Genomic DNA, 19,274 nt, shown 5'->3' with positions numbered 1-19,274 from the left:
CCGGGCGCCGGCGCCACGGCCACCGCAGAGGCAACGACACCAGCAGGACGGAGAAACTCACCGTGGAGATCCTCCGCGTGTTCAACAACAACGTCGTGCTGTCGCGGGACGCGTCCGGCCAGGAGGTCATCCTGACCGGACGCGGCCTGGGCTTCCGGGCCCGGCCCGGCGACAGCGTGGACCCGGCCCGCGTCGCGCGGACCTTCGTCCCCCACGACGGCCGCGACCCGGACAACCTGGGCACCCAGATCGCCGCCATCCCGCCCGAGCACATCGTCCTGGCCGACGAGGCGCTGGAGATCGCCCGCCACGAGCTCGACACCGAGCTGCCCACGCACGTGGTGGTGGCTCTGGCCGACCACCTGAGCTTCGCGATCAAGCGGGTGGCCGCCGGGATGGTCCTCGACTACCCGCTGCGCTCCGAGATCTCCCACCTCTACCCCAAGGAGCTCGCCGCCGCCACCCACATCGTGGCGTACGTCAATGCACGACTCGACCAGCCGATCCCCGACGACGAGGCGATCGCCGTCACGCTGCACCTGGTCAACGCCGGGTTCGCCACCGGTGACCTGTCGGAGACCTACCGGATCACCGGCCTGTTCCGGCAGCTGTTCGATGTGCTGGAGCAGGCGTACGGCCGGCCGTTCGACCGCGACACCGTCAGCGCCGCGCGGTTCATCACCCACCTGCGCTATTTCTTCATCCGGATGAAGAAGGGTGAGCAGCTGGCCGAGGGCCACGAGATCCTCGCCGCGGCGATCCAGCAGGCCTATCCCGAGGCGTACGCCTGCGCGCTCAAGCTCACCGCTGTGCTGGAGCTGCGACTGGGCGACGAGATCACCGACAACGAGGTGCTCTACCTGACGATGCACGTCGCCCGCCTGGCCAGTGAGAAGGAGGCCTGAGCCAGGTCACAATCCGGCAACGTCGTTGCCGGCGGTGCGACCCAGGTGTTGTGCTGGAGGTGCGACGTTCCCTTCGGAAGAGCAAGCTCATGACCACGCAGACCTTCCATCTGATCGACCGCCGCCTCGGCGCACCGGAGCAACACGGCTCGAACGAGCACAGCCGGCAGCACCTCGGCCTGCCGGAGCACAGCTGGGCGCGCAGGCAGTCCGGCCTGCTCCGGGCCGGCTCCGCCTGTCTCACCGTCGCGGCCCTCGGGGTCGTGCTGGGCGCGTTCAGCGCCAATGACGCACTGCTCTCGCTCGGGGCCCTGGTCGGCGTGGTCGGCGCCTTCCTGCTGGCCTGCCGGGAGCTCACCGGGCCGCAGCGGGTGGAACCGGGCGCCACCTCGGCACGGGTGCCCGACAGCCAGGATGCACCCCCGGCCAGGATGAACACTCGGTGAACTTCTCCTGAATGCACGTCGCCGGGGCGCCGGCACGTCGCGCCCTCGCCCGGCTCCTCACTGTGAATGCCCCATGAAGCTCCCCGAGGACCCTGGCCCTGGTCGATACAGAAACGCCTCGTGTGGTCAGATGGAGACGGCTCCAGGGAGGGTCCCTCTCTGGCGCAGCGCCGCGCCGAGCTCCTGACCTGGCGCCGCCGTACGATCCCGTACGGCCAGCAGTAACGGAGCCCACGGCCCACGAGCAGCCTGCGCTGCTCGGGTCAGGAAGCAGGAAGCATGTCGACCACGACACTGGACCAGCAGTCCGCCAGCACCCTTGTTCCGTCCCGCACCACCACCCCACGCACCGGCACGTCCCTCGTCGTGGCGTCCACGGCAGAGCGTCCGCCGTCCTCGCCGCACCGGGTCGGCCGGGTCGGGGTGGCCGGTCTGCTGATCGGCGCGTCCGCCGTCCTCGTCACCGTCGGCCTCCTCTCCGGCACGGCGGCCGCGACCGTCACCGGCGTCACCCTCGTCGTCGCGACCGCGTTCGTCCTGGCCAGCCGTGAGATGGGCGCCCTCCGGGACCAGCATCGGACGGAGCCGGGCCCAGGTGGCGAAGATGATCCCGACGATGAGCAGGACGATGCCCGCCCACAGGTTGGCGTTGATGCCGCCGGTCTTGTCCAGGGCCTTGTCGGCGAAGAGCCCCATCAGCAGCAGGATCACGCCGTAGAGGCCGAGGAGCAGCCCGATCACGTTGCGGATGTCGAACAGTCCGGCCTGGTGCTTGGCAGCAGGTGCATTGGTTGCCATGGTCGCTCCTCAGAAGGCGAAGTTGAGTGCGATGACAAGGACCAGAGCGATGCCCGCGAGCGGGACCGGACGGCTGATCCAGGACATCGACGCGAGGGCCGGGTCATGGAAGTGGGACTTCGGGGTCTCGGAGTAGACGAAGCCCACCAGCTCCGAGGCCGGCTTCGGCTTCGTGACCAGCGAGACGAGCACGCTGACCAGGACGTCCATCACGAAGCCCGCCGAGGCCGCCACGAACGCGGTGCCCTGGCCGGGCAGGTGGATCACCCCGCCGAGGCTGAGCAGCCAGACGAAGACCGCGGACAGCGTACCGACGATCAGGCCGACCCAACCGGCGGTGGGAGTCATCCGCTTCCAGAACATGCCGACGATGAAGGTCGCGAACAGCGGGGCGTTGAAGAACCCGAAGAGGGTCTGCAGGTAGTCCATGATGTTCGAGAACTGGCCGGCGATCAGCGCGGTGAAGATCGCGATGACGGTCGCGGCCAGGGTGGCGTACCGACCGACGGTGACGTAGTAGTGATCCGGCTTGTCCTTGGCCACGTACGTCTGCCACAGGTCCACCGACAGCACCGTGTTGAAGGCCGAGATGTTGGCCGCCATACCGGCCATGAAGGCGGCCAGCAGGCCGGTGATGGCCAGACCGAGCAGGCCGTTCGGCAGCAGGTCACGCATCATGTAGAGCAGCGAGTCGTTGTACTGCACGCCCAGGCCGGAAGCGCCGCCGGCGATGTGGGCGCCGTTCTTGACCTGGCCGATCTCGCTCACCAGCACGGCGGCCAGCATGCCCGGCAGGATGGTGATGAACGGCACGAACATCTTCGGGAAGGCGCCGATGATCGGCGTCTTGCGGGCCGCGGTCATCGACTCCGAGGCCATCGCCCGCTGGACCTCGACGAAGTTGGTGGTCCAGTAGCCGAAGGACAGCACGAAACCGAGACCGAAGACGATGCCGATCACCGACAGCACCGGGGAGTGGAAACCGGACAGCGCCTGGCCGGGCCAGGAGTTCAGCTGCTCGACGGCCGGGGCCACGTGGGCGCTGGCCGGGGCGGCGGCCGCAGCCTCGGTGATCTTCTCCTTCAGGCCCGACCAGCCGCCCACGCGGTGCAGGCCGATCAGGGTCAGCGGCAGCAGCGAGGCCACGATCACGAAGAACTGCAGGACCTCGTTGTAGATCGCGGCGCTCAGGCCGCCGAAGGTGATGTACGCCAGCACGATGACGGCGGCGATCAGCAGCGCCACCCAGAGCGGCCAGCCGAGCAGCGCATGCACGATGCTGCCCAGCAGGTAGAGGTTGATGCCGGCGATCAGCAGCTGGGCCAGCGCGAACGACAGCGAGTTGACCAGGTGTGCGCCGGTGCCGAAGCGCTTGCGCATGAACTCGGGGACCGACCGCACCTTCGAGCCGTAGTAGAAGGGCATCATCACGACGCCCAGGAACAGCATCGCCGGGATGGCGCCGATCCAGAAGTAGTGGACGGTCGGCAGGCCGATCTGGGCCCCGTTGGCCGACATGCCCATGATCTCCACCGCCCCCAGGTTGGCGGAGATGAAGGCCAGGCCGGTCACCCACGCGGGGAGTGAACGGCCGGACAGGAAGAAGCCGATGGCATCCGATGCCTGCCTGCGGGCGATCAGGCCGATGCCGAGTACTGCCACGAAGTAGACCCCGATGATCAGGTAGTCCACCCAGTGGGCTTGGATGAGTGTTGCCATCCTCGTTGATGTCCTCTCGAACGCTTGGCGCCACACTCGACGGGAGACTCCCCCGGCGCCGAATGTTCACGTCAACATTTTCGCAATGGAACGATGTTGACAAATCTCGACAGCGCTGTCAACCGACTTGCGCAGCGCAGATGTTTACGTCACCATTGTCGGCAGTACGGGGCACAGCCGCCCGCAGGTCGCCGTTTCGGAGCGCCCCGGGCACCGAGGATCGCCCCGCTCCAGGAGGCACACGACAATGACGACAGGGACGATGACGACGGGCATCCCCAGCTGGTCCGGCGAGGAGGGCGTACGACGCGCCCGGGACCTCTTCCGCGAGGCGTACGGTCAGGAGCCCGACACCGGCGCCGCACCCGACGGGGTCTGGGCGGCGCCCGGACGGGTCAACCTGATCGGTGAGCACGTCGACTACAACGGCGGCACCTGCCTGCCGATCGCGCTGCCGCACCGCACGTACGTGGCGCTGCGCCGCCGCGACGACCGAGTGGTCCGGCTCGTCTCGGCCGACGCCGACCCGGCGCGCTGGGAGGGCACCCTCGACGACGTCCGGCCCGGCGGTGCCATCCCGTCCTGGGTGGGCTACGCGGCCGGCCCGGCCTGGAGCCTGGGTCAGCAGGGCGAGCAGCTGGGTGGCTTCGACGTCGCCATCGTGTCCTGCGTGCCGTGGGGGGCCGGACTGTCCTCCTCCGCCGCGATCGAGTGCGCGATGGCGCTCGCCCTGGACGACACCTTCGGCCTGGGCCTGGCCGGTGACACGACCGGCCGGGCGAGGCTGAGCGCCGCCTGCGTACGGGCCGAGAACGAGGTGGTCGGGGCACCCACCGGCGGGATGGACCAGGCCGCGGCCCTGCTCACCACGGAGGGCCACGCCCTGCTGCTCGACACCCTGGACGGCTCGGTCACGCAGGTGCCGTTCGACCTGGGCCGGGTCGGGCTGGCGCTGCTGGTGATCGACACCCGCGCCGAGCATGCCCTGAACGACGGGCAGTACGGCGCCCGGCGGGCGACCTGCGAGGCGGTCGCCGCCCGCGAGGGGGTCCCGACGCTGCGCGAGCTGCCCGATCCGCAGGCCGTGCTGGCGCGGCTGACCGACCCGGTGGAGCAGCGCCGGGTCCGCCACGTGGTCACCGAGATCGACCGCGTCGGCCGGTTCGTCGAGCTGCTCCGCGCCGGTCGGTACGACGGGCTCGGCCCGGTGCTCGACGCGTCCCACACCTCGCTGCGCGACGACTACGAGGTGAGCTGCGCGGAGCTGGACGTGGCGGTGGAGACCGCCCGCGCCGCCGGGGCGCTGGGCGCCCGGATGACCGGCGGCGGCTTCGGCGGCTCGGCGATCGCCCTGGCCCCGGCCGACCGGGTGGATGCGATCGCCGCCGCGGTGACCGCGGCGTTCGCCGGGCACGGCTGGACCCCGCCGCAGTTCCTGGTGGCCCTGGCCGCCCCGGCCGGTGGGCGGGCGGACCGATGAGCGCCGACGGGCTCCGGCACGCCACCGACCGGATGCGCGCGGCGGGCATGCCCGACCTGGCCATCGAGGTGTTCGCGCACTACTACGCCCAGCTCGAGGAGGGCCGGACCGGGCTGATCCCGGAGGACTCGATCGAGCCGGTGCTCGACGTCACCGACATCGCCGAGGTGGAGGTCTCCCCCCAGCAGCAGCGCGAGGCGCTGGCCCGTACGGTGATGATCAAGCTCAACGGCGGCCTGGGCACGTCGATGGGGATGGACCGGGCCAAGTCGCTGCTGCCGGTGCGCGACGGCCTGAGCTTCCTCGACATCATCGCCGGCCAGATCCGCCACACCCGGGCCTCCAGCGGAGTCGACCTGCCGCTGCTGCTGATGGACAGCTTCCGCACCCGGGACGACTCGCTGGCGGCGCTGGCGGCCCACCCGGACCTGGCGTACGAGGGGCTGCCGCTGGACTTCGTGCAGCACCGGGAACCGAAGCTGCTGGTCGACTCACTCGAGCCGGCGGACTGGCCGGCGGACCCCTCGCTGGAGTGGTGCCCGCCCGGCCACGGTGACATCTACGTCGCTCTGCTCAGCACCGGGCTGCTCGACGAGCTGATCGCCCGCGGCTACCGGTACGCCAACACCTCCAACGCGGACAATCTCGGTGCCGCCCCCGACGGGCGGATCGCCGGCTGGTTCGCGGCGAGCGGGGCACCGTACGCCCCGGAGGTGTGCCGGCGGACCCCGGCGGACCGCAAGGGCGGCCATCTCGGCCGGCGGAAGGCCGACGGGCGGATGATCCTGCGTGACACGGCGCAGACGCCCGAGGACGACATGCGCTGGTTCACCGACGAGCACCGCCACCCGTACTTCCACACCAACAACCTGTGGTTCGACCTGGTCGCGCTGCGCGACGCGCTCGCCGCGCGGGGCGGTGTGCCGGGGCTGCCGCTGATCCGCAACCGCAAGCACGTCGACCCGACCGACCCCTCCTCGCCGGAGGTGTACCAGATCGAGTGCGCGCTGGGGGCGGCGGTGGAACTCTTCGACGACCCGGCGCCGGTGCTGGTCGAGCGGGCCCGGTTCCTGCCGGTCAAGACGACCGACGACCTGTTGCTGCTGCGCTCCGACGCGTACGACCTGGGCGCGGACTACCGGCTGCGGCTGGTGCCGGAGCAGGCCTGCCTGGTCCGGCTGGACCCGGCGCACTACCGGCGGATCGCCGACTTCGACGCGCACTTCCCGGCCGGCGCACCGTCGCTGCGGACGGCCACCCGACTCACCGTCGAGGGCGACTGGACCTTCGGCGCCGGCGTCGTCGCCACCGGTGACGTACGTCTCCCCGACACCGGCGAGCCACGGACCGTCCCCGACGGCACCGTCCTGGCCTGAGACAGGAGGCCCAGATGACCCTCTCCCCCAGCCCTACCGGGCGCCAGTTCACCATCACCCACGGCGACCAGGAGGCGGTGATCACCGAGCGCGGCGCGGCGTTGCGGTGCTACCGGGTCGGTGACCGTGACGTGGTGGTGCCGTTCGGTGCCGATGAGCTGCCTCCCTCGATGCACGGCGCGATCCTGCTGCCGTGGCCGAACCGGCTGGCCGACGGGCACTACCGGTTCGACGGCGGGACCTACCAGCTGCCGATCACCGAACCGGCCCGCCACGTGGCGAACCACGGGCTGGTGCACAGTGTCGCCTGGCGGCTGGTGGGGCACTCCGACAGCCACGTCGAGCTCGCCCTGGATCTGCTCCCGGTGCCGGGCTACCCGTTCCGCCTCGACGTGCACCTGCACTACCGGCTCACCGACGACGGGCTGACGGTGCGGCTGTCGGCCACCAACGACGGGGAGCGCCGGGCGCCGTACGGGGTCGGCTTCCATCCGTGGCTGTCGCCGGGCACCGCGAGCGTCGACGAGTGCCGGCTGCAGGTGGACGCGGCCAGCTGGCTGCGCACCGACGACCGGCTGCTGCCGGTGGCGGCCGAGGCCCTGCCGGCGGACCGGGACTTCTCCACCGCGCGGGTGCTGGGCGCCATCCGGCTGGACGACGGGTACGGCTCGGCCACCTACCGCGACGGGAAGTCGTGGGCCCGGCTCACCGCGCCGGACGGCTCGACGGCCGCCGCGTGGATGGAGCGGCCGCTGGGGTACTGGCAGGTCTGCACCGGTGACTTCAAGGAGGCCGGCCGCTACCGGCGCACCGGGGTGGCGACCGAGCCGATGTCCTGCCCGGCGAACGCGTTCGTCAGCCGCCAGGACCTGGCGGTGATCGAGCCCGGTGCGACGCACACCGTGTTCTGGGGGCTACGCCTGGAAGGCGGGTCCCGAGGGACGCCGGCATGAGCGGCGCGTCCGTCCGCCGCCGGGTGGACGCCGGACGGACGGTGTCGATGGCCGACGTCGCCCGGGTCGCCGGGGTGTCGTCGCAGACCGTGTCCCGTGTCGCCCGGGGCGAGCAGTCGGTCCGGCCGGCGACGGCGGAGCGGGTCCGGGCGGCGATGCGCCAGCTCGGCTACCTGCCGAACCGGGCCGCCCGGGCGCTGCGGTACGGCTCGTTCCGCACCATCGGCGTGGTCGGTCACCAGTTGTCCCGGACCGGTGAGGCGCACATCACCGAGGCGGTGATCGAGGCGCTGCGCGACGAGGACTACGCGGTGATGCTGATCGACACCCCCTCGACCAGCGCCGAGGACCTGCTCGAGGCGTTCACCAAGCTGGGCCAGTCGGTCGACGGCATGGTGGTGCTGCGGCTGGAGACGCCGACACCGGCCCGGGTGGAGCTGCCGCCCCGGATGCCGATCGTGGTGGGCGACTTCCGCTACGCGGACAGCCACACCGCGGTCGGCACCGACCAGGCGGGCGGGACCCGCCAGGCCGTCGAGCACCTGCTCGGTCTCGGGCACCGGACGGTCCACCACGTGGCGGGGCCGACCACCTCGGTGCAGGCGACCGCACGTGAGGAGGCGTGGGTGGCGGCCCTCGGGGCGGCCGGACGGGCCGTCCCGCCGGTGCTGCGGGGTGACTGGACGCCGCGGACGGGATACGCCGCCGGGCAGGTGCTGGCGGCGGACCCGTCGGTGACGGCGATCTTCTGCGGGAACGACGAGATGGCCCAGGGGGTGCTGCGCGCCCTCCACGAGGCGGGTCGGCGGGTGCCGCAGGACGTGTCGGTGGTCGGCTTCGACGACCTGATGGCGGAGTGGCTCTGGCCACCACTGACCACGGTGGCCCAGGACTTCGTCACCATCGGTCGGGAACTGGTCTCGGCGCTGATCGAGCAACTCGACGAGCCGGACACCAGCGTCACCAAGCGCATCCTGGTGCCGACCCGGCTGGTCGTCCGGGCCAGCACCGGCCCGGCGCGGTGAGGGTGGGGCCGCCGGACCCACCCTCGCCGGGGCCAACCGGTGCCGCCGTCACCCGGTGGTCCGCTCGACGCGGAGGTGGGCGGCGCGGGCCCGGCCGAAGACGTAGAGCGCCAGTTCGATGGGGTGGCCGGTGACCGTCACCAGCCCGGGGCCGCTGCCCACCACGACCTGCCGGCCGCTGCGCTCGTCCACCAGGACCGTACGGACCCGCCGCGACCGCAGGGTCAACCGGGCCGGCCCGACCAACCGGGCCACGATCTCCGCGTCGTCGGCCGCGGTCAGCTCCCGCTCCGGAACGTCGTACGTCGCGCCGCGGCGCAGGTCCTCGTGGTGGATCAGGTATTCCAGCGTGTTGATCATCCGGTCGGCGGGGCGCAGCAGCGCCGGGGGGCCCTGACGGACCCGGGCGACCAGGTCGTCGTACGTGTGGCGACGCCGGGCCCGGGCGATCCGGGCGTCGTGCAGCCACCCGAGCGCGGGCACGGCGATGCCGAGCCCGGCGAGCGGGTCGGTGTCACGGACCCACAGGTGCGCGACGAGGTCGTACGCCACCCAGCCCTCGCAGAGCGTGGGAAGGTGCGGATCGACCTCGAGGAACTGGTCGCACAGGGCGTGGCGTTCGCGCTGCGCCAGGGACTGGGGGTCCATGGTGGTCCTCTCCGGAGGTGGTGCCTCCAGGGTAGAGGGCTATCGTCGGTCGGCCTCCGCCAGCGGCAGGCGCATCGTCACGACGGTGCCGGACGGGCGCTGACGCTCGATGGTGACCGTGCCGGCGTGGCGCTCGACGATCCGTTCGGAGAGCACCAGGCCGATCCCCGATCCGTCGACCTTGTTGGAGAACGCGCTGGAGAGCAGCCGGTCGCCGGTGACGGCTGCCATCCCGCGGCCCCAGTCGGTGACGGCGCAGCAGGCCCGGCCCTGCTCGCGGCGGCTGGTCACCCGGATGCGCTTGTCGGTGTTCTCCGGCCGGGAGACCTCGTCGATCGCGTTGAGGCAGAAGTTCAGGATCACCTGGCCGATCAGCACGCTCTCCCCGTTGATCGGCAGTGACTCCCCGCAGAGCTCCTCCTCGACCGTCACGCCCCGTTCGGCGGCGCGCAGCCGGACGAAGTAGAGGCTCTCGGCGATGATCGCGTTGAGGTCCTGGCGCCCGGCGGTGCTCTCGATCCGCTGGACGTAGCGCTTCACGCTCGCCACGATCTGGGCCGCCCGGGCGAGCTGGCGTTCGGCCCGCTCGACGGCGTACCGGGCGTCGTCGCGATCGAGGGTGTCGGCCGTCAGCCGGGACCTGATCCCGGTGAGGAAGTTGCCGGCGGCGGCGAGCGGCTGGCCCAGCTCGTGGGCGATCACCATCGCCATGTCGCCCATCGCGTTGTACCGGCTCAGGTACTGCAGGTTGGCCTCCTGGTAGGCGTGTCGCTGCTCCGACTCGACCTTGGCGGTGATGTCGCGCAGGGACAGCAGGCGGGACTCGATCCCGTCGTGGGCGACGTCCTCCAGCTGGCCCGACAGCCACACCGGCCCCTCCGCACCGGCCACTTCGAGGCGGAACTCCACCGGGCCGCCGGATCCGGTGCCGCCAGCCGGTGCGGCGTCGGCGAGCGGAGGGTCGAGCACGGCGATCTCGGAGAGCCGGCGCCCGACCAGGTCCGCGGCGGGGGTGTGGAACAGCCGGGCGGCGAAGTCGGAGATGTCGACGATCCGGTTCTGCTCGTCGAGCAGGACGATCCCGGCCGAGGCGTACGCCATCAGCCGCTGCAGATAGTCGGTGGTGCGGGCCAGCTCCGAGGCGACCTCCACCTCGGCGTCGATGCTGCGGAACTGCACCAGCACCGCCGGGCCGTCCCGGAAGTCGACCAGGGTGGCCACCGCGTCGGTGAGGAAGTCCCGGCCGTCCTTGCTGCGGTACTTCCAGCGTCGGTGGCTGCTCCCGTGGTCGACCGCCTCCTGGAGCCAGGCCACGCCGATCTCGCGGCGGAACTCCTTCTCCCGCCCACTCATGTGGTGGGCCTTGAGCGGGCGCAGCTCCTCGAGGGTGAAGCCGAACATCCGGCAGGCCGAGGGGTTCGCCCAGATGATGTTCTTCGAGACGGCCTCATGGACCAGGATGCCGGTCCTGGTGTGCAGCGCCATCTGCTCGTAGTCGTCGCAGCTGGGGAACATCCGGGCCTCCTCCGGTCGGCCGGGCCTCCTCCGGTCGGCGCAGCCTCCATCGTCCCCGATCACCCAAGTCACCGGGCAATAGGGAATACCTTCAGTGACCGCCGGGGAAGTACCGATGGTGCCTGCCGGGGCGTCCTCCGTACGTTGGCAGCACCTCGGAAACAGACACGGAAACGGAGACCCGGATGCGCAACAACCGGAACCTGGCCGCACCGGCGGGACCGGCTCGCGAACGTGCCTTCCAGGAGGCCCTCGAGGTCCTCCGGGAGCGCCGCGACGAGTTCAACGAGCAGGGCTATGTCCCCCGCGACTACATCGACCTGCTGAAGAAGGCCGGCATCTACCGCGCCTCGACGCCGACGATGTTCGGCGGGGAGCCGCTGCCGCCGGCGGAGTTCCTCGACCGGATCGAGCAGATCGCGGCCGTCGACCCGGCCACCGGCTGGGTGGCCAGCTTCGGCTCGGCGCTGGTCTACTTCGGCGCACTGCCGCTGGAGTCGCAGGCCGAGATCTACGCCGACGGCCCCGACGTCGTCTTCTCCGCCGGCCAGTTCCCGATGCAGGAGGTCGAGGAGGTCGACGGCGGCTATCGGTGCACCGGGGTGTGGCAGTTCGCCAGCGGCTCGGCCGGTGCGGATCTGCTCGGCATCGGCCTGAAGGGCGGGCCGGAGGCCCAGGGCCGGCCGCGCACCGCGGTGTTCGACGCGGAGGACGTCCGGATCGTCCCGAACTGGGACGTCTCCGGGATGCGGGCCACCGGCTCCAACGAGCTGCACCTCACCGATGCCTTCGTGCCCGCCGGGCGCACCTTCATCCGCGGCTCGGCGTCGAACATCGACGAACCGCTCAACCGCTACCCGGTGGTGGCGTACGCCGCCCAGGTGCTCGCCGTGGTCGCCCTCGGGGCGGCCCGTGGCGCCCTCGACCATCTCCACGCCGTCGGCCGCAGCACCAGTGTCACCGGCGGGCGCCGGCGCGGCGCCCAGGGCACCTTCCAGATCGGCCTGGCCCGGGCCGAGGCGCAGCTGCGCTCCGCCCGCGCCTGGTTCTACCAGGCCAGCCGCGAGGTCTACGCCCTCGCCGAGGCCGGGACCGAGATCAGCGACGAGACCACCGCGCTGCTCCGGCTGGCCGCGACGAACGCCGCCCATGTCGGGCGCGCCGTGGTGCTGGCCGTCTTCGATCTGGCCGGCACCGGCGCGATCTACACCACCCACCCGCTGCAGCGCTACCTGCAGGACGGCCTGGTGCCGCCGCAGCACGCGATGTTGGCCTCGGCGACGTACGAGGCCGCCGGCGCGGTGCTGCTCGGCGAGCAGCCCGCGGTGCCCAGTTTCCCGTGACCGACTCGATCCCGATGGAGTGACCGATGACCGACCAACCACTGCGCGTGCTCTTCTGCATGGGCATCAACCAGAACTTCTTCGACCTTCCCAAGAGCCAGATCGGCATGGTGTGGACCGCCTTCGCCGGCATGCTGGCCGAGTTGGCGGCCACTGAGGGCGTCACCGTCCTCGGCACCATGGACGACGACTCCCACCTGGTCGGCCCGTCGGCCGGCTGGCCCTGGACCTGCTACGTCCTCGCCGACGTCGTCGACCAGCCGACCGTCCGCGACGTCTGCAACCTCTTCCGCACCACGATGATCGGCGAGCACGCGCTGTGGCGCTACGCCACCATCGAGGCCCGGATCGGCCGGGAGCTGACCATCCGGTCGGACGTCCCCACCGCCTGACGATGGCCACCCTGGAGACCCGGCTGGCGCGACTGGAGGCGATCGCCGCCGCCACGTCCTGCCTCACCCGCTACCTGGACCTGTGCGACGTGCCCGGCCCGCTCACCGACCTCGACCGGATCGGCGCCCTGTTCACCCCGGACGCCATCTGGGAGGGCCTGGGCCCCGAGTACGCCGGCACGTACGGCCGGGCCGAGGGCCGCGAAGCGGTCCAGGCACTCGTCGGCAGCTACCTGCCGCCGGCCGACCACTTCGTCCGCAACGCCCATCTGCTGGGCACCGGACAGGTCGACCCGGTGGGCCGGGAGCGGGCCGAGGGCCGCTGGCTGATGCAGCAGCTGTCGCTGCACCCCGACGGGCGCGCCGAGCTGCGCTGCGCCCGGCTGCGCATCTCCTTCGCCCTGACCGCCGAGCGGCACCAGCCACCCACGGCCCTGATGCACCACTTCACCACCGAGCGCCTCTTCGCCACCCCGGTCGCCGCCGAGGCGATGGCGCACCTGCTGTCCTGACACCCGACCAGATGGAGCCGACATGACCACCACACCCCGGGTCGTCGACACGTACCCCGACCTCGCCGAGGCCGACCGTGTCGCCGGCCAGCTCTACACCGACCCGGCGATCTTCGACGAGGAGATGGAGAAGATCTTCTACTCGACGTGGGTCTGGGTCGCCCACGAGAGCGAGATCCCCGAGGCGGGCTCGTTCAAGACGACCTACGTCGGGCGCCAGCCGGTGATCGTCACCCGTGACCGCAAGGGTGGCTTCAACACCCTGCTGAACCGTTGCCGGCACCGTGGCGCCACGGTCTGTGACCAGTCGAACGGCAAGGCCAACGGCTTCACCTGTCCGTACCACAACTGGTCGTACGCCCTGGACGGCAAGCTGCGCGGCATCCCGTACCCGGAGGGCTACGAGGGAGTCGTCGAGAAGGAGGACTTCCCGCTGCAGCGGCTGCGCACCGAGTCGTACGCCGGGATGATCTGGGCGACTTTCAACCAGGACGCCGAGCCGCTGGAGGACTTCCTCGGCGATGCGAAGATCTGGATCGACCGGTTCTTCAAGCAGACCAACGGGTACCCGACCAAGGTCACCGGCATCCACAAGTTCCGCTTCCGGGGCAACTGGAAGATCCAGCTGGAGAACACCACCGACGGCTACCACTTCCCGATGGTGCACAAGTCCTGGATGGCCTCGATCGACGCCGAGACCGCCGAGATGATGTCGTTCATGAACGACCCGGCCGCGGTCACCCACGACCTCGGCAACGGGCACAGCGTGGCGGTCATGGCGCCGGCCAACGCCGACCTGGACATCGACGACGGCGCCCCGCTGCAGCCGCGGTTCGACGACCTGGTGGCGGAGCTGGAGGCCTCCGGGGAGTACACCCCCGAGCAGATCCGCCGGTTCGTCCGCTCCATGCACGGCTCGGGGTTCAATCTCAACACCTTCCCGAACGTGTCCTTCTCGCTGGCCTTCTTCCGGGTGCTCATCCCGATCTCCGTCGATGAGACCGAGATCTGGCACATGTCGCTGGGGATGGACGGCGGACCGGAGTGCGTCAACCAGGAGCGGCTGCGGATCCACGAGCACTTCCAGGGCCCGTTCGGCTTCGGCAGTCCCGACGACGCCGAGGGCTGGGAACGGGTCCAGCTGGGCGCCGCCGGCGCTCCCCGGATGCCGATCCTGGTCAACCGTGGCCTGAACCGGGAGACCCCCAGTGCCGAGGGCTGGCCCACCTCGCACGTCACCGACGAAACCGGCATGCGCGGGGCCTATGCCATGTGGAAGAAGATGATGAGCCATGACTGAACTCGCCCTGACCGACGTCCGCGCCGGCTCGCTGGCCGATCCCCGGGTGCTGCGCGCCGTCGAGCTGATCTGGCGTGAGGCCCGGATCCTCGACGAGAAGGACTACCTCACCTGGGAGACGCTGTTCACCGACGACGGGATGTACGTCATCCCGATCGACCCGGCGACCGAGGACTTCGCCGCCTCGCTCAACATGATCTACGACGACGCCCGGATGCGGCGGATGCGCGTGGAGCGGATGATGCAGGGCTACTCCCCCTCCGCGGTGGCCGCGGCCCGGACGGTCCGGACGATCTCCCGGTTCACCGTGGACGAGGTCTCCGACACGGCGGTGACGCTGACCTCCGCCCAGGTGCTGGTGGCGTACAAGCGGGGTCGGACCGACACCCTCGGGGCCGCCCTCAGCCACACCATCGCGTTGTCGGATGACGGCGACCGGATCGCCCTGAAGGTGGTCCGGCTGCTCAACAGCGACGACCCGGTCAACGCCTCCGGGTACCTGCTGTGAGCGTCGCCACCACGCGGATCGCCGTCGTCACCGGCGCAGCCGGCGGGATGGGTGAGCTGATCACCCGCCGGCTGCACGGTGACGGCCACCGGGTGCTGGTCACCGACCTGGCCGAGGACCGCGCCGAGGCGCTGGCCCGCGACCTGGATCCGGCCGGCCGTACGGCGCTGCCGCTGCGTCTGGACATCGGCCGCAAGGCCGACTTCGAGGCCGCCCTGGCCCGCGTCCGGGAGGCCTGGGGAGAGCCCACCGCCCTGGTCAACAACGCCGCGATGACCCAGGCGGCGGATCTGATGACCCTCCCGGTCGAGGACTTCACCCGGGTGCTGACGACGAACACGAACAGTGTCTTCCTCGGCTGCCAGGTGTTCGGCGCGGCGATGGCGGCGAACGGCCACGGCCGGATCGTCAACCTGGCCTCGCTGGCGGGTCAGAACGGCGGCACCGCCACCGGCGGCCACTACGCGGCGTCGAAGGGGGCGATCCTCACCCTGACCAAGGTCTTCGCCCGCGAGCTGGCTGCCGCCGGGGTCACGGTGAACGCCGTCTCCCCCGGCCCGCACGACCTGCCGGTGGTGCGTCGTACGGTGCCCGAGGACAAGCTGGCCGCCGTGGTCGCCGGCATCCCGGTCGGTCACCTGGGCGATCCGGCGTTCATCGCCGACATGGTCGCCCTGCTGGTCTCCGACCGGGCCGGCTTCGTCACCGGCGCCTGCTGGGACGCCAACGGCGGCCTCTACCTGCGCTGACCCCACCCCCACCCACCAGATACCCGACCCACCGAAGGCCCACCCCACCGAGGCCCCCGTCCCAGGAGGATCCCCACATGGCACTCATCGACGTACGCATCGCCGAGATCATCGACGAGACGCCGACGATCAAGTCGTTCCGGCTGGTCCGGACCGACGGTCGCCCCTTGGGGGTCTACCAGGCGGGGGCCCACGTGGACGTGGTCGGCCCGACCGCGATCACCCGCCAGTACTCGCTGTGCAGCAAGCCCGAGGACCCTGACGCCTACACCGTCGCGGTCAAGCGGGAGGAACACTCCCGCGGCGGCTCCGCGGCGCTGCACGCCCTGCAGGTCGGCGACGTGATCTCGATCAGCGAACCGCGCAACCTGCTGGGCATCGACACCGATGCCGCCCACCACATCCTGATGGCGGCCGGCATCGGGATCACGCCGATGCTCAGCATCGCCCGGTACCTGGACCTGCACGGCCGGGACTTCACCCTGCACTACTTCGCCCGCAGCCACGAGGAGGCCGCCTTCATCGGCCTGCTGGAGGAGAAGTGCCCGCAGAAGCTGCACACCCACCTCGGCATCCCGCGGGCCGAGCACGAGCCGATCATCCGCGCGGCCCTGGCCGATGCCCCGACCGGCAGCCACGTCTACCTGTGCGGACCCGAGGGGTTCATGGACACCGTCGCCGGGATCGCCGCGGAGACCTTCCCCGACGACCGGATCCACCAGGAGGCGTTCACCGCCGCCGAGCAGCCGGGCCCGGAGGGCAATCGGCCCTTCGAGGTGGAGCTGGAGGGGGAGGTCTACCCGATCCCGGCCGACCGCAGCATCGTCGAGGTGCTGCAGGAGGCCGGCTGCGGGGTGGACACCTCGTGCCAGGAGGGCATCTGCGGCACCTGCATCATGACGGTGCTGGAGGGCACCCCCGAGCACCGCGACAACGTGCTGACGAAGACGGAGAAGGCGGCCGGCGAGACGATCGCGGTGTGCGTCTCCCGGGCGCTGACCGACCGGCTGGTGCTGGACTACTACTGAGCTGCCGCGGGGCTCACTCCCGGATCCGCGCCCCGTACCGCAGCACGTCGCGGACCAGGGTGCTGATGCTGTCCGCATCGGTCTTGGCCTTGATCCGGGCCCGGTGGACGTCGACGGTCTTGACGCTCATGCTGAGCCGGCGGGCGATGTTCTGGCTCGGCAGCCCCTCGACGACCAGGCGCAGGATCTCCCGCTCGCGCGGCGTCAGACTGTCCACCTTCTGCTGGACCTCGGTCCGGGCCCGGAAATCCTCGAACCGTTCCTTCGCCCGGCCCATCGCCTCCTGGACCACGTCCAGGAGGCGTTGCGGTTCGTACGGCTTCTCCAGGAAGTCGATCGCGCCCCGCTGCATCGTCCGCACCGACATCTTGATGTCGCCGTGGGCGGACACGAAGATGATCGCCACGTGCGGGGCGACGGCGTTGAGATCCTCCTGCAGCCGGGTGCCGCTCATCCGGGGCATCCGGACGTCGAGGATCACGCAGGCGGGGTGGCTGCCGTCGTACGCCGCCAGGAACTCGTCAGCGGCGTTGAACACCACCGGGTCGACCCCGATGCTGCCGAGCAGCCAGGCGACCGACTCACAGACCTCGGGATCGTCGTCGACAAGATAGACGACGGTGGCCGGGGTGGTGTCCGGGGTCGCCATCGGCCCATCTCCTTCTCACGACGTTGTCGGGGACCAGCCTAGGCGGATCACGCAACATCGAGACGGTGTTCGCGTCGGTGTTCCGCACCGGCGCAAGGAGAGCGGGAGACGAGCGTGCGGCCGCAGGTGCTCAGGCGGCCGCTGCGGTCCGCCAGCGGGCCTCGGCGGTCCAGTACTCCATCCCGGCGGCGCTGACCCCGTGCTGCCACGAGGTGGTGCGCTCCAGGTCCGGCTCGATCTTCGCGATGGAGCGGTCGGCGGCGTCCGGGCCGTCCTCCGGGACGCCCCAGTGCACCCAGTTGACCTCGCGTCCGTACTCGTCGTGGACGAACAGGTCGACGTGGTGCCAGCCGTAGCCGAAGGTGTCGAGGTAGCAGGTGAGGAACATCCGGTGGTAGTGGGTGGGCCGGGGATCCATCGGTCCGCCTTTCGTCAGGTCATCGGGGATCAGCAGAGTCAGATCAGAGAGGTCGTGCCCGGTCGGGGCTGTGTCGCGGGTCCGGGGGCCGCGGCGGGCGGTCGGAGGCGGGACGGGCGGTCAGCCGGCCAGCAGGCCCTCGAGGAGGCCGGCGACGGCGAAGAGGTCGGCCTCCCGGCCGGGCCGGCCGATCAGCTGCAGGCCGAGCGGGCGCCCGTCGTCGGCGCGCCGGCCCGGGACGGTGATCACCGGCCGGCCGCGGGCCGGCCAGGGCCGGCTGAGCAGCGGGGAGCCGGTCGCCGCCAGGCCGGCGGGGGCCGGGCCGAGCGCTGCCGGGCCGAGGATCACCGCGCCGTCGCCGAGCAGGGCGTCGAGGTCGTTGCGGGAGACGTCGCGGCGGACCTTGGCGTCGTGGTAGTCGCTCGCGGAGGTGGCCACGCCGGCGGCCAGCAGCTCGCGCAGTGGGGCGCTGATGTCGTCGGGCCGGTCGAGCAGCGCGCGCCGCTCGCGGGCCGCCTCGTACGCCATGATCACCGGGTGGTCACCGAGCAGGGTGCGCAGATGGTCGTCCCACTCCAGCGGACGCACCGGGCTGCCCGCCGCGGCCAGCAGCCCGGCGGCACGCTCCACGGCCCGGTCCATCGCCGGGTCGAGCGGCTCGCCGACCTGGGGTCGCCAGGCCAGCACCGGCACCGGGCGGTCCGCCGGCCCGGGCCGCTCGAGCCGGTCGCCGGTGAACGCCCGGTACACCGGGGCCAGGTCGGTGACCGTACGGGTCAACAGGCCCAGTGAGTCGAGGTCGGTGCTCAGCCCGGTGACGCCGGCCAGGTCGGCCGTGCCGTGGGCCAGCACCATCCCGACGACACCGCAGTAGGACGCGGGTCGGGTGAGTGAGCCGGCGGTCTGGGTGCCGAGCGCCAGCGGCACCATGCCGGCCGCCACCGCGGCCGCCGAGCCGCTGGACGATCCGCCGGGGGTGTGACCGGGCGCGGCCGGGTTGTCGGTCGGGCCGGGCGCGAAGTAGCCGTACTCGGTGGTCACCGTCTTGCCGATGACCACCGCGCCGAGGTCCTCGAGGCGGCGTACGCATGCCGCCGAGGTGGCCACCGGGTCGGGGGCGGTGGTCCGCGGTGATCCGCAGCGGGTGGGCAGCCCGGCGACGTCGATGATGTCCTTCACCCCGACGGTGAGGCCGTGCAGCGGGAGCGGGCCCTGCTCGGCGGCCCGCCGGTCGGCCGCCTCCGCGTCGGCGAGCGCCCGTTCGGAGAGGGTGACCCAGGCGTGCACCGTGTCCTCGACGGCGTCGATCCGGGCCAGCGCCCGCTCGACGGCATCGCGGGCGCTGTGCCCCGCAGGGGTGGTCGTTGGCGCGTCGTGCACGGGCACTCCTCATCCTCGGCGTCGTTACCCAGCTCACATAGTGCCCGCTGCGGTGGCGCGGGGGAAGTAAAGGTTTCTCGCCTGTGCCGGTAGTGATCCAGTTCATACGCTCGGGCCTACTCGGCGACCC

The 19,274-nt window shown here is 71.4% G+C and carries 19 protein-coding genes and 1 pseudogene; 13 read left to right on the top strand and 7 right to left on the bottom strand.

Annotated elements, in window-relative coordinates; genetic code table 11:
- Nucleotides 1-62 precede the first annotated feature (62 nt).
- Both VB059_RS11040 and VB059_RS11035 read left to right on the top strand, forming a co-directional pair.
- A complete protein-coding gene (locus VB059_RS11040) occupies nt 63-905 on the top strand; it encodes a PRD domain-containing protein (RefSeq protein WP_323422079.1) in 843 nt (280 codons plus the stop codon).
- Between the two features lie 89 nt (nt 906-994).
- Nucleotides 995-1,351: a hypothetical protein gene (locus VB059_RS11035; RefSeq protein ID WP_323422078.1), complete on the top strand. Its 357-nt coding sequence runs from the start codon at nt 995-997 to the stop codon at nt 1,349-1,351.
- 555 nt (nt 1,352-1,906) lie between these two features.
- On the opposite strand, the pseudogene VB059_RS11030 reads toward VB059_RS11035, so the two are convergent.
- Both VB059_RS11030 and VB059_RS11025 read right to left on the bottom strand, forming a co-directional pair.
- Nucleotides 1,907-2,149 (bottom strand): annotated as a pseudogene (locus tag VB059_RS11030) (hypothetical protein); the annotation flags it as partial.
- Between the two features lie 9 nt (nt 2,150-2,158).
- Nucleotides 2,159-3,868, bottom strand: a complete 1,710-nt coding sequence (locus VB059_RS11025) for a sodium:solute symporter family protein (RefSeq protein WP_323422077.1) — start codon at nt 3,866-3,868, stop codon at nt 2,159-2,161.
- Between the two features lie 262 nt (nt 3,869-4,130).
- Between VB059_RS11025 and galK the strand changes: the two genes are divergently transcribed.
- Genes galK through VB059_RS11005 form a run of 4 tightly spaced genes read left to right on the top strand, consistent with a single transcriptional unit; the run spans nt 4,131 to nt 8,702 of the window.
- Entirely contained in the window at nt 4,131-5,348 is a 1,218-nt protein-coding gene (galK, locus tag VB059_RS11020; RefSeq protein ID WP_323422076.1) for a galactokinase, read from the top strand.
- Nucleotides 5,345-6,724 (top strand): UTP--glucose-1-phosphate uridylyltransferase, encoded by a 1,380-nt coding sequence (locus VB059_RS11015; protein WP_323422075.1) that lies wholly within the window; start codon nt 5,345-5,347, stop codon nt 6,722-6,724. The genes galK and VB059_RS11015 overlap by 4 nt, the downstream gene beginning before the upstream one ends.
- Before the next feature lie 14 nt (nt 6,725-6,738).
- Complete coding sequence (locus tag VB059_RS11010) at nt 6,739-7,677, top strand: aldose 1-epimerase family protein (protein ID WP_323422074.1); 939 nt, start codon at nt 6,739-6,741, stop codon at nt 7,675-7,677.
- Nucleotides 7,674-8,702, top strand: a complete 1,029-nt coding sequence (locus tag VB059_RS11005) for a LacI family DNA-binding transcriptional regulator (RefSeq protein WP_323422073.1) — start codon at nt 7,674-7,676, stop codon at nt 8,700-8,702. Before VB059_RS11010 ends, VB059_RS11005 begins: the two co-directional genes overlap by 4 nt.
- Before the next feature lie 48 nt (nt 8,703-8,750).
- On the opposite strand, the gene VB059_RS11000 is transcribed toward VB059_RS11005, so the two are convergent.
- Nucleotides 8,751-9,350, bottom strand: coding sequence for a TIGR03085 family metal-binding protein (locus VB059_RS11000; RefSeq protein ID WP_323422072.1), 600 nt, complete (start codon nt 9,348-9,350; stop codon nt 8,751-8,753).
- 39 nt (nt 9,351-9,389) lie between these two features.
- Nucleotides 9,390-10,865: an ATP-binding protein gene (locus tag VB059_RS10995; RefSeq protein ID WP_323422071.1), complete on the bottom strand. Its 1,476-nt coding sequence runs from the start codon at nt 10,863-10,865 to the stop codon at nt 9,390-9,392.
- A 185-nt stretch (nt 10,866-11,050) separates the two neighbouring features.
- Between VB059_RS10995 and VB059_RS10990 the strand changes: the two genes are divergently transcribed.
- The 7 genes from VB059_RS10990 to VB059_RS10960 all read left to right on the top strand — a co-directional run bounded on the left by VB059_RS10990 (nt 11,051) and on the right by VB059_RS10960 (nt 16,697).
- Nucleotides 11,051-12,208 (top strand): acyl-CoA dehydrogenase family protein, encoded by a 1,158-nt coding sequence (locus tag VB059_RS10990; RefSeq protein WP_323422070.1) that lies wholly within the window; start codon nt 11,051-11,053, stop codon nt 12,206-12,208.
- A gap of 26 nt (nt 12,209-12,234) precedes the next feature.
- On the top strand, nt 12,235-12,600 hold the full coding sequence (locus VB059_RS10985) for a hypothetical protein (RefSeq protein ID WP_323422069.1): 366 nt from the start codon (nt 12,235-12,237) through the stop codon (nt 12,598-12,600).
- Between the two features lie 2 nt (nt 12,601-12,602).
- Entirely contained in the window at nt 12,603-13,112 is a 510-nt protein-coding gene (locus tag VB059_RS10980) for a nuclear transport factor 2 family protein (protein ID WP_323422068.1), read from the top strand.
- A gap of 22 nt (nt 13,113-13,134) precedes the next feature.
- The gene (locus VB059_RS10975; protein ID WP_323422067.1) at nt 13,135-14,412 is read left to right on the top strand and encodes an aromatic ring-hydroxylating dioxygenase subunit alpha; all 1,278 of its coding nucleotides are present in this window, start codon (nt 13,135-13,137) and stop codon (nt 14,410-14,412) included.
- Nucleotides 14,405-14,920, top strand: a complete 516-nt coding sequence (locus VB059_RS10970; protein ID WP_323422066.1) for an aromatic-ring-hydroxylating dioxygenase subunit beta — start codon at nt 14,405-14,407, stop codon at nt 14,918-14,920. The genes VB059_RS10975 and VB059_RS10970 overlap by 8 nt, the downstream gene beginning before the upstream one ends.
- Nucleotides 14,917-15,669, top strand: a complete 753-nt coding sequence (locus VB059_RS10965) for an SDR family NAD(P)-dependent oxidoreductase (protein WP_323422065.1) — start codon at nt 14,917-14,919, stop codon at nt 15,667-15,669. Before VB059_RS10970 ends, VB059_RS10965 begins: the two co-directional genes overlap by 4 nt.
- 77 nt (nt 15,670-15,746) lie before the next feature.
- Nucleotides 15,747-16,697, top strand: a complete 951-nt coding sequence (locus tag VB059_RS10960; RefSeq protein WP_323422064.1) for a PDR/VanB family oxidoreductase — start codon at nt 15,747-15,749, stop codon at nt 16,695-16,697.
- Between the two features lie 13 nt (nt 16,698-16,710).
- Here VB059_RS10960 and VB059_RS10955 read toward each other — a convergent pair whose 3' ends face one another.
- The 3 genes from VB059_RS10955 to VB059_RS10945 form a co-directional block, all read right to left on the bottom strand.
- Entirely contained in the window at nt 16,711-17,346 is a 636-nt protein-coding gene (locus tag VB059_RS10955; protein WP_323422063.1) for a response regulator transcription factor, read from the bottom strand.
- Nucleotides 17,347-17,476: 130 nt separating this feature from the next.
- Entirely contained in the window at nt 17,477-17,764 is a 288-nt protein-coding gene (locus VB059_RS10950; RefSeq protein WP_323422062.1) for a hypothetical protein, read from the bottom strand.
- A gap of 120 nt (nt 17,765-17,884) precedes the next feature.
- Nucleotides 17,885-19,144, bottom strand: a complete 1,260-nt coding sequence (locus tag VB059_RS10945) for an amidase (protein ID WP_323422061.1) — start codon at nt 19,142-19,144, stop codon at nt 17,885-17,887.
- Between the last annotated feature and the right edge of the window lie 130 nt (nt 19,145-19,274).

It is taken from the genome of Raineyella sp., assembly GCF_034933565.1.
GTDB lineage: Bacteria > Actinomycetota > Actinomycetes > Propionibacteriales > Propionibacteriaceae > Raineyella.
The sequence above is the reverse complement of the archived record's forward strand: the minus strand, read 5'-3'. Positions and strand labels throughout refer to the sequence as shown.

Bases quoted from the DNA above. Each gene is read 5' to 3' on its own strand.
- VB059_RS11035 (WP_323422078.1), top strand. From the start codon at position 995: ATGACCACGCAGACCTTCCATCTGATCGACCGCCGCCTCGGCGCACCG.
- VB059_RS11025 (WP_323422077.1), bottom strand. From the start codon at position 3,868: ATGGCAACACTCATCCAAGCCCACTGGGTGGACTACCTGATCATCGGG.
- galK (WP_323422076.1), top strand. From the start codon at position 4,131: ATGACGACGGGCATCCCCAGCTGGTCCGGCGAGGAGGGCGTACGACGC.
- VB059_RS11015 (WP_323422075.1), top strand. From the start codon at position 5,345: ATGAGCGCCGACGGGCTCCGGCACGCCACCGACCGGATGCGCGCGGCG.
- VB059_RS11010 (WP_323422074.1), top strand. From the start codon at position 6,739: ATGACCCTCTCCCCCAGCCCTACCGGGCGCCAGTTCACCATCACCCAC.
- VB059_RS11005 (WP_323422073.1), top strand. From the start codon at position 7,674: ATGAGCGGCGCGTCCGTCCGCCGCCGGGTGGACGCCGGACGGACGGTG.
- VB059_RS11000 (WP_323422072.1), bottom strand. From the start codon at position 9,350: ATGGACCCCCAGTCCCTGGCGCAGCGCGAACGCCACGCCCTGTGCGAC.
- VB059_RS10995 (WP_323422071.1), bottom strand. From the start codon at position 10,865: ATGTTCCCCAGCTGCGACGACTACGAGCAGATGGCGCTGCACACCAGG.
- VB059_RS10990 (WP_323422070.1), top strand. From the start codon at position 11,051: ATGCGCAACAACCGGAACCTGGCCGCACCGGCGGGACCGGCTCGCGAA.
- VB059_RS10985 (WP_323422069.1), top strand. From the start codon at position 12,235: ATGACCGACCAACCACTGCGCGTGCTCTTCTGCATGGGCATCAACCAG.
- VB059_RS10980 (WP_323422068.1), top strand. From the start codon at position 12,603: ATGGCCACCCTGGAGACCCGGCTGGCGCGACTGGAGGCGATCGCCGCC.
- VB059_RS10975 (WP_323422067.1), top strand. From the start codon at position 13,135: ATGACCACCACACCCCGGGTCGTCGACACGTACCCCGACCTCGCCGAG.
- VB059_RS10970 (WP_323422066.1), top strand. From the start codon at position 14,405: ATGACTGAACTCGCCCTGACCGACGTCCGCGCCGGCTCGCTGGCCGAT.
- VB059_RS10960 (WP_323422064.1), top strand. From the start codon at position 15,747: ATGGCACTCATCGACGTACGCATCGCCGAGATCATCGACGAGACGCCG.
- VB059_RS10955 (WP_323422063.1), bottom strand. From the start codon at position 17,346: ATGGCGACCCCGGACACCACCCCGGCCACCGTCGTCTATCTTGTCGAC.
- VB059_RS10950 (WP_323422062.1), bottom strand. From the start codon at position 17,764: ATGGATCCCCGGCCCACCCACTACCACCGGATGTTCCTCACCTGCTAC.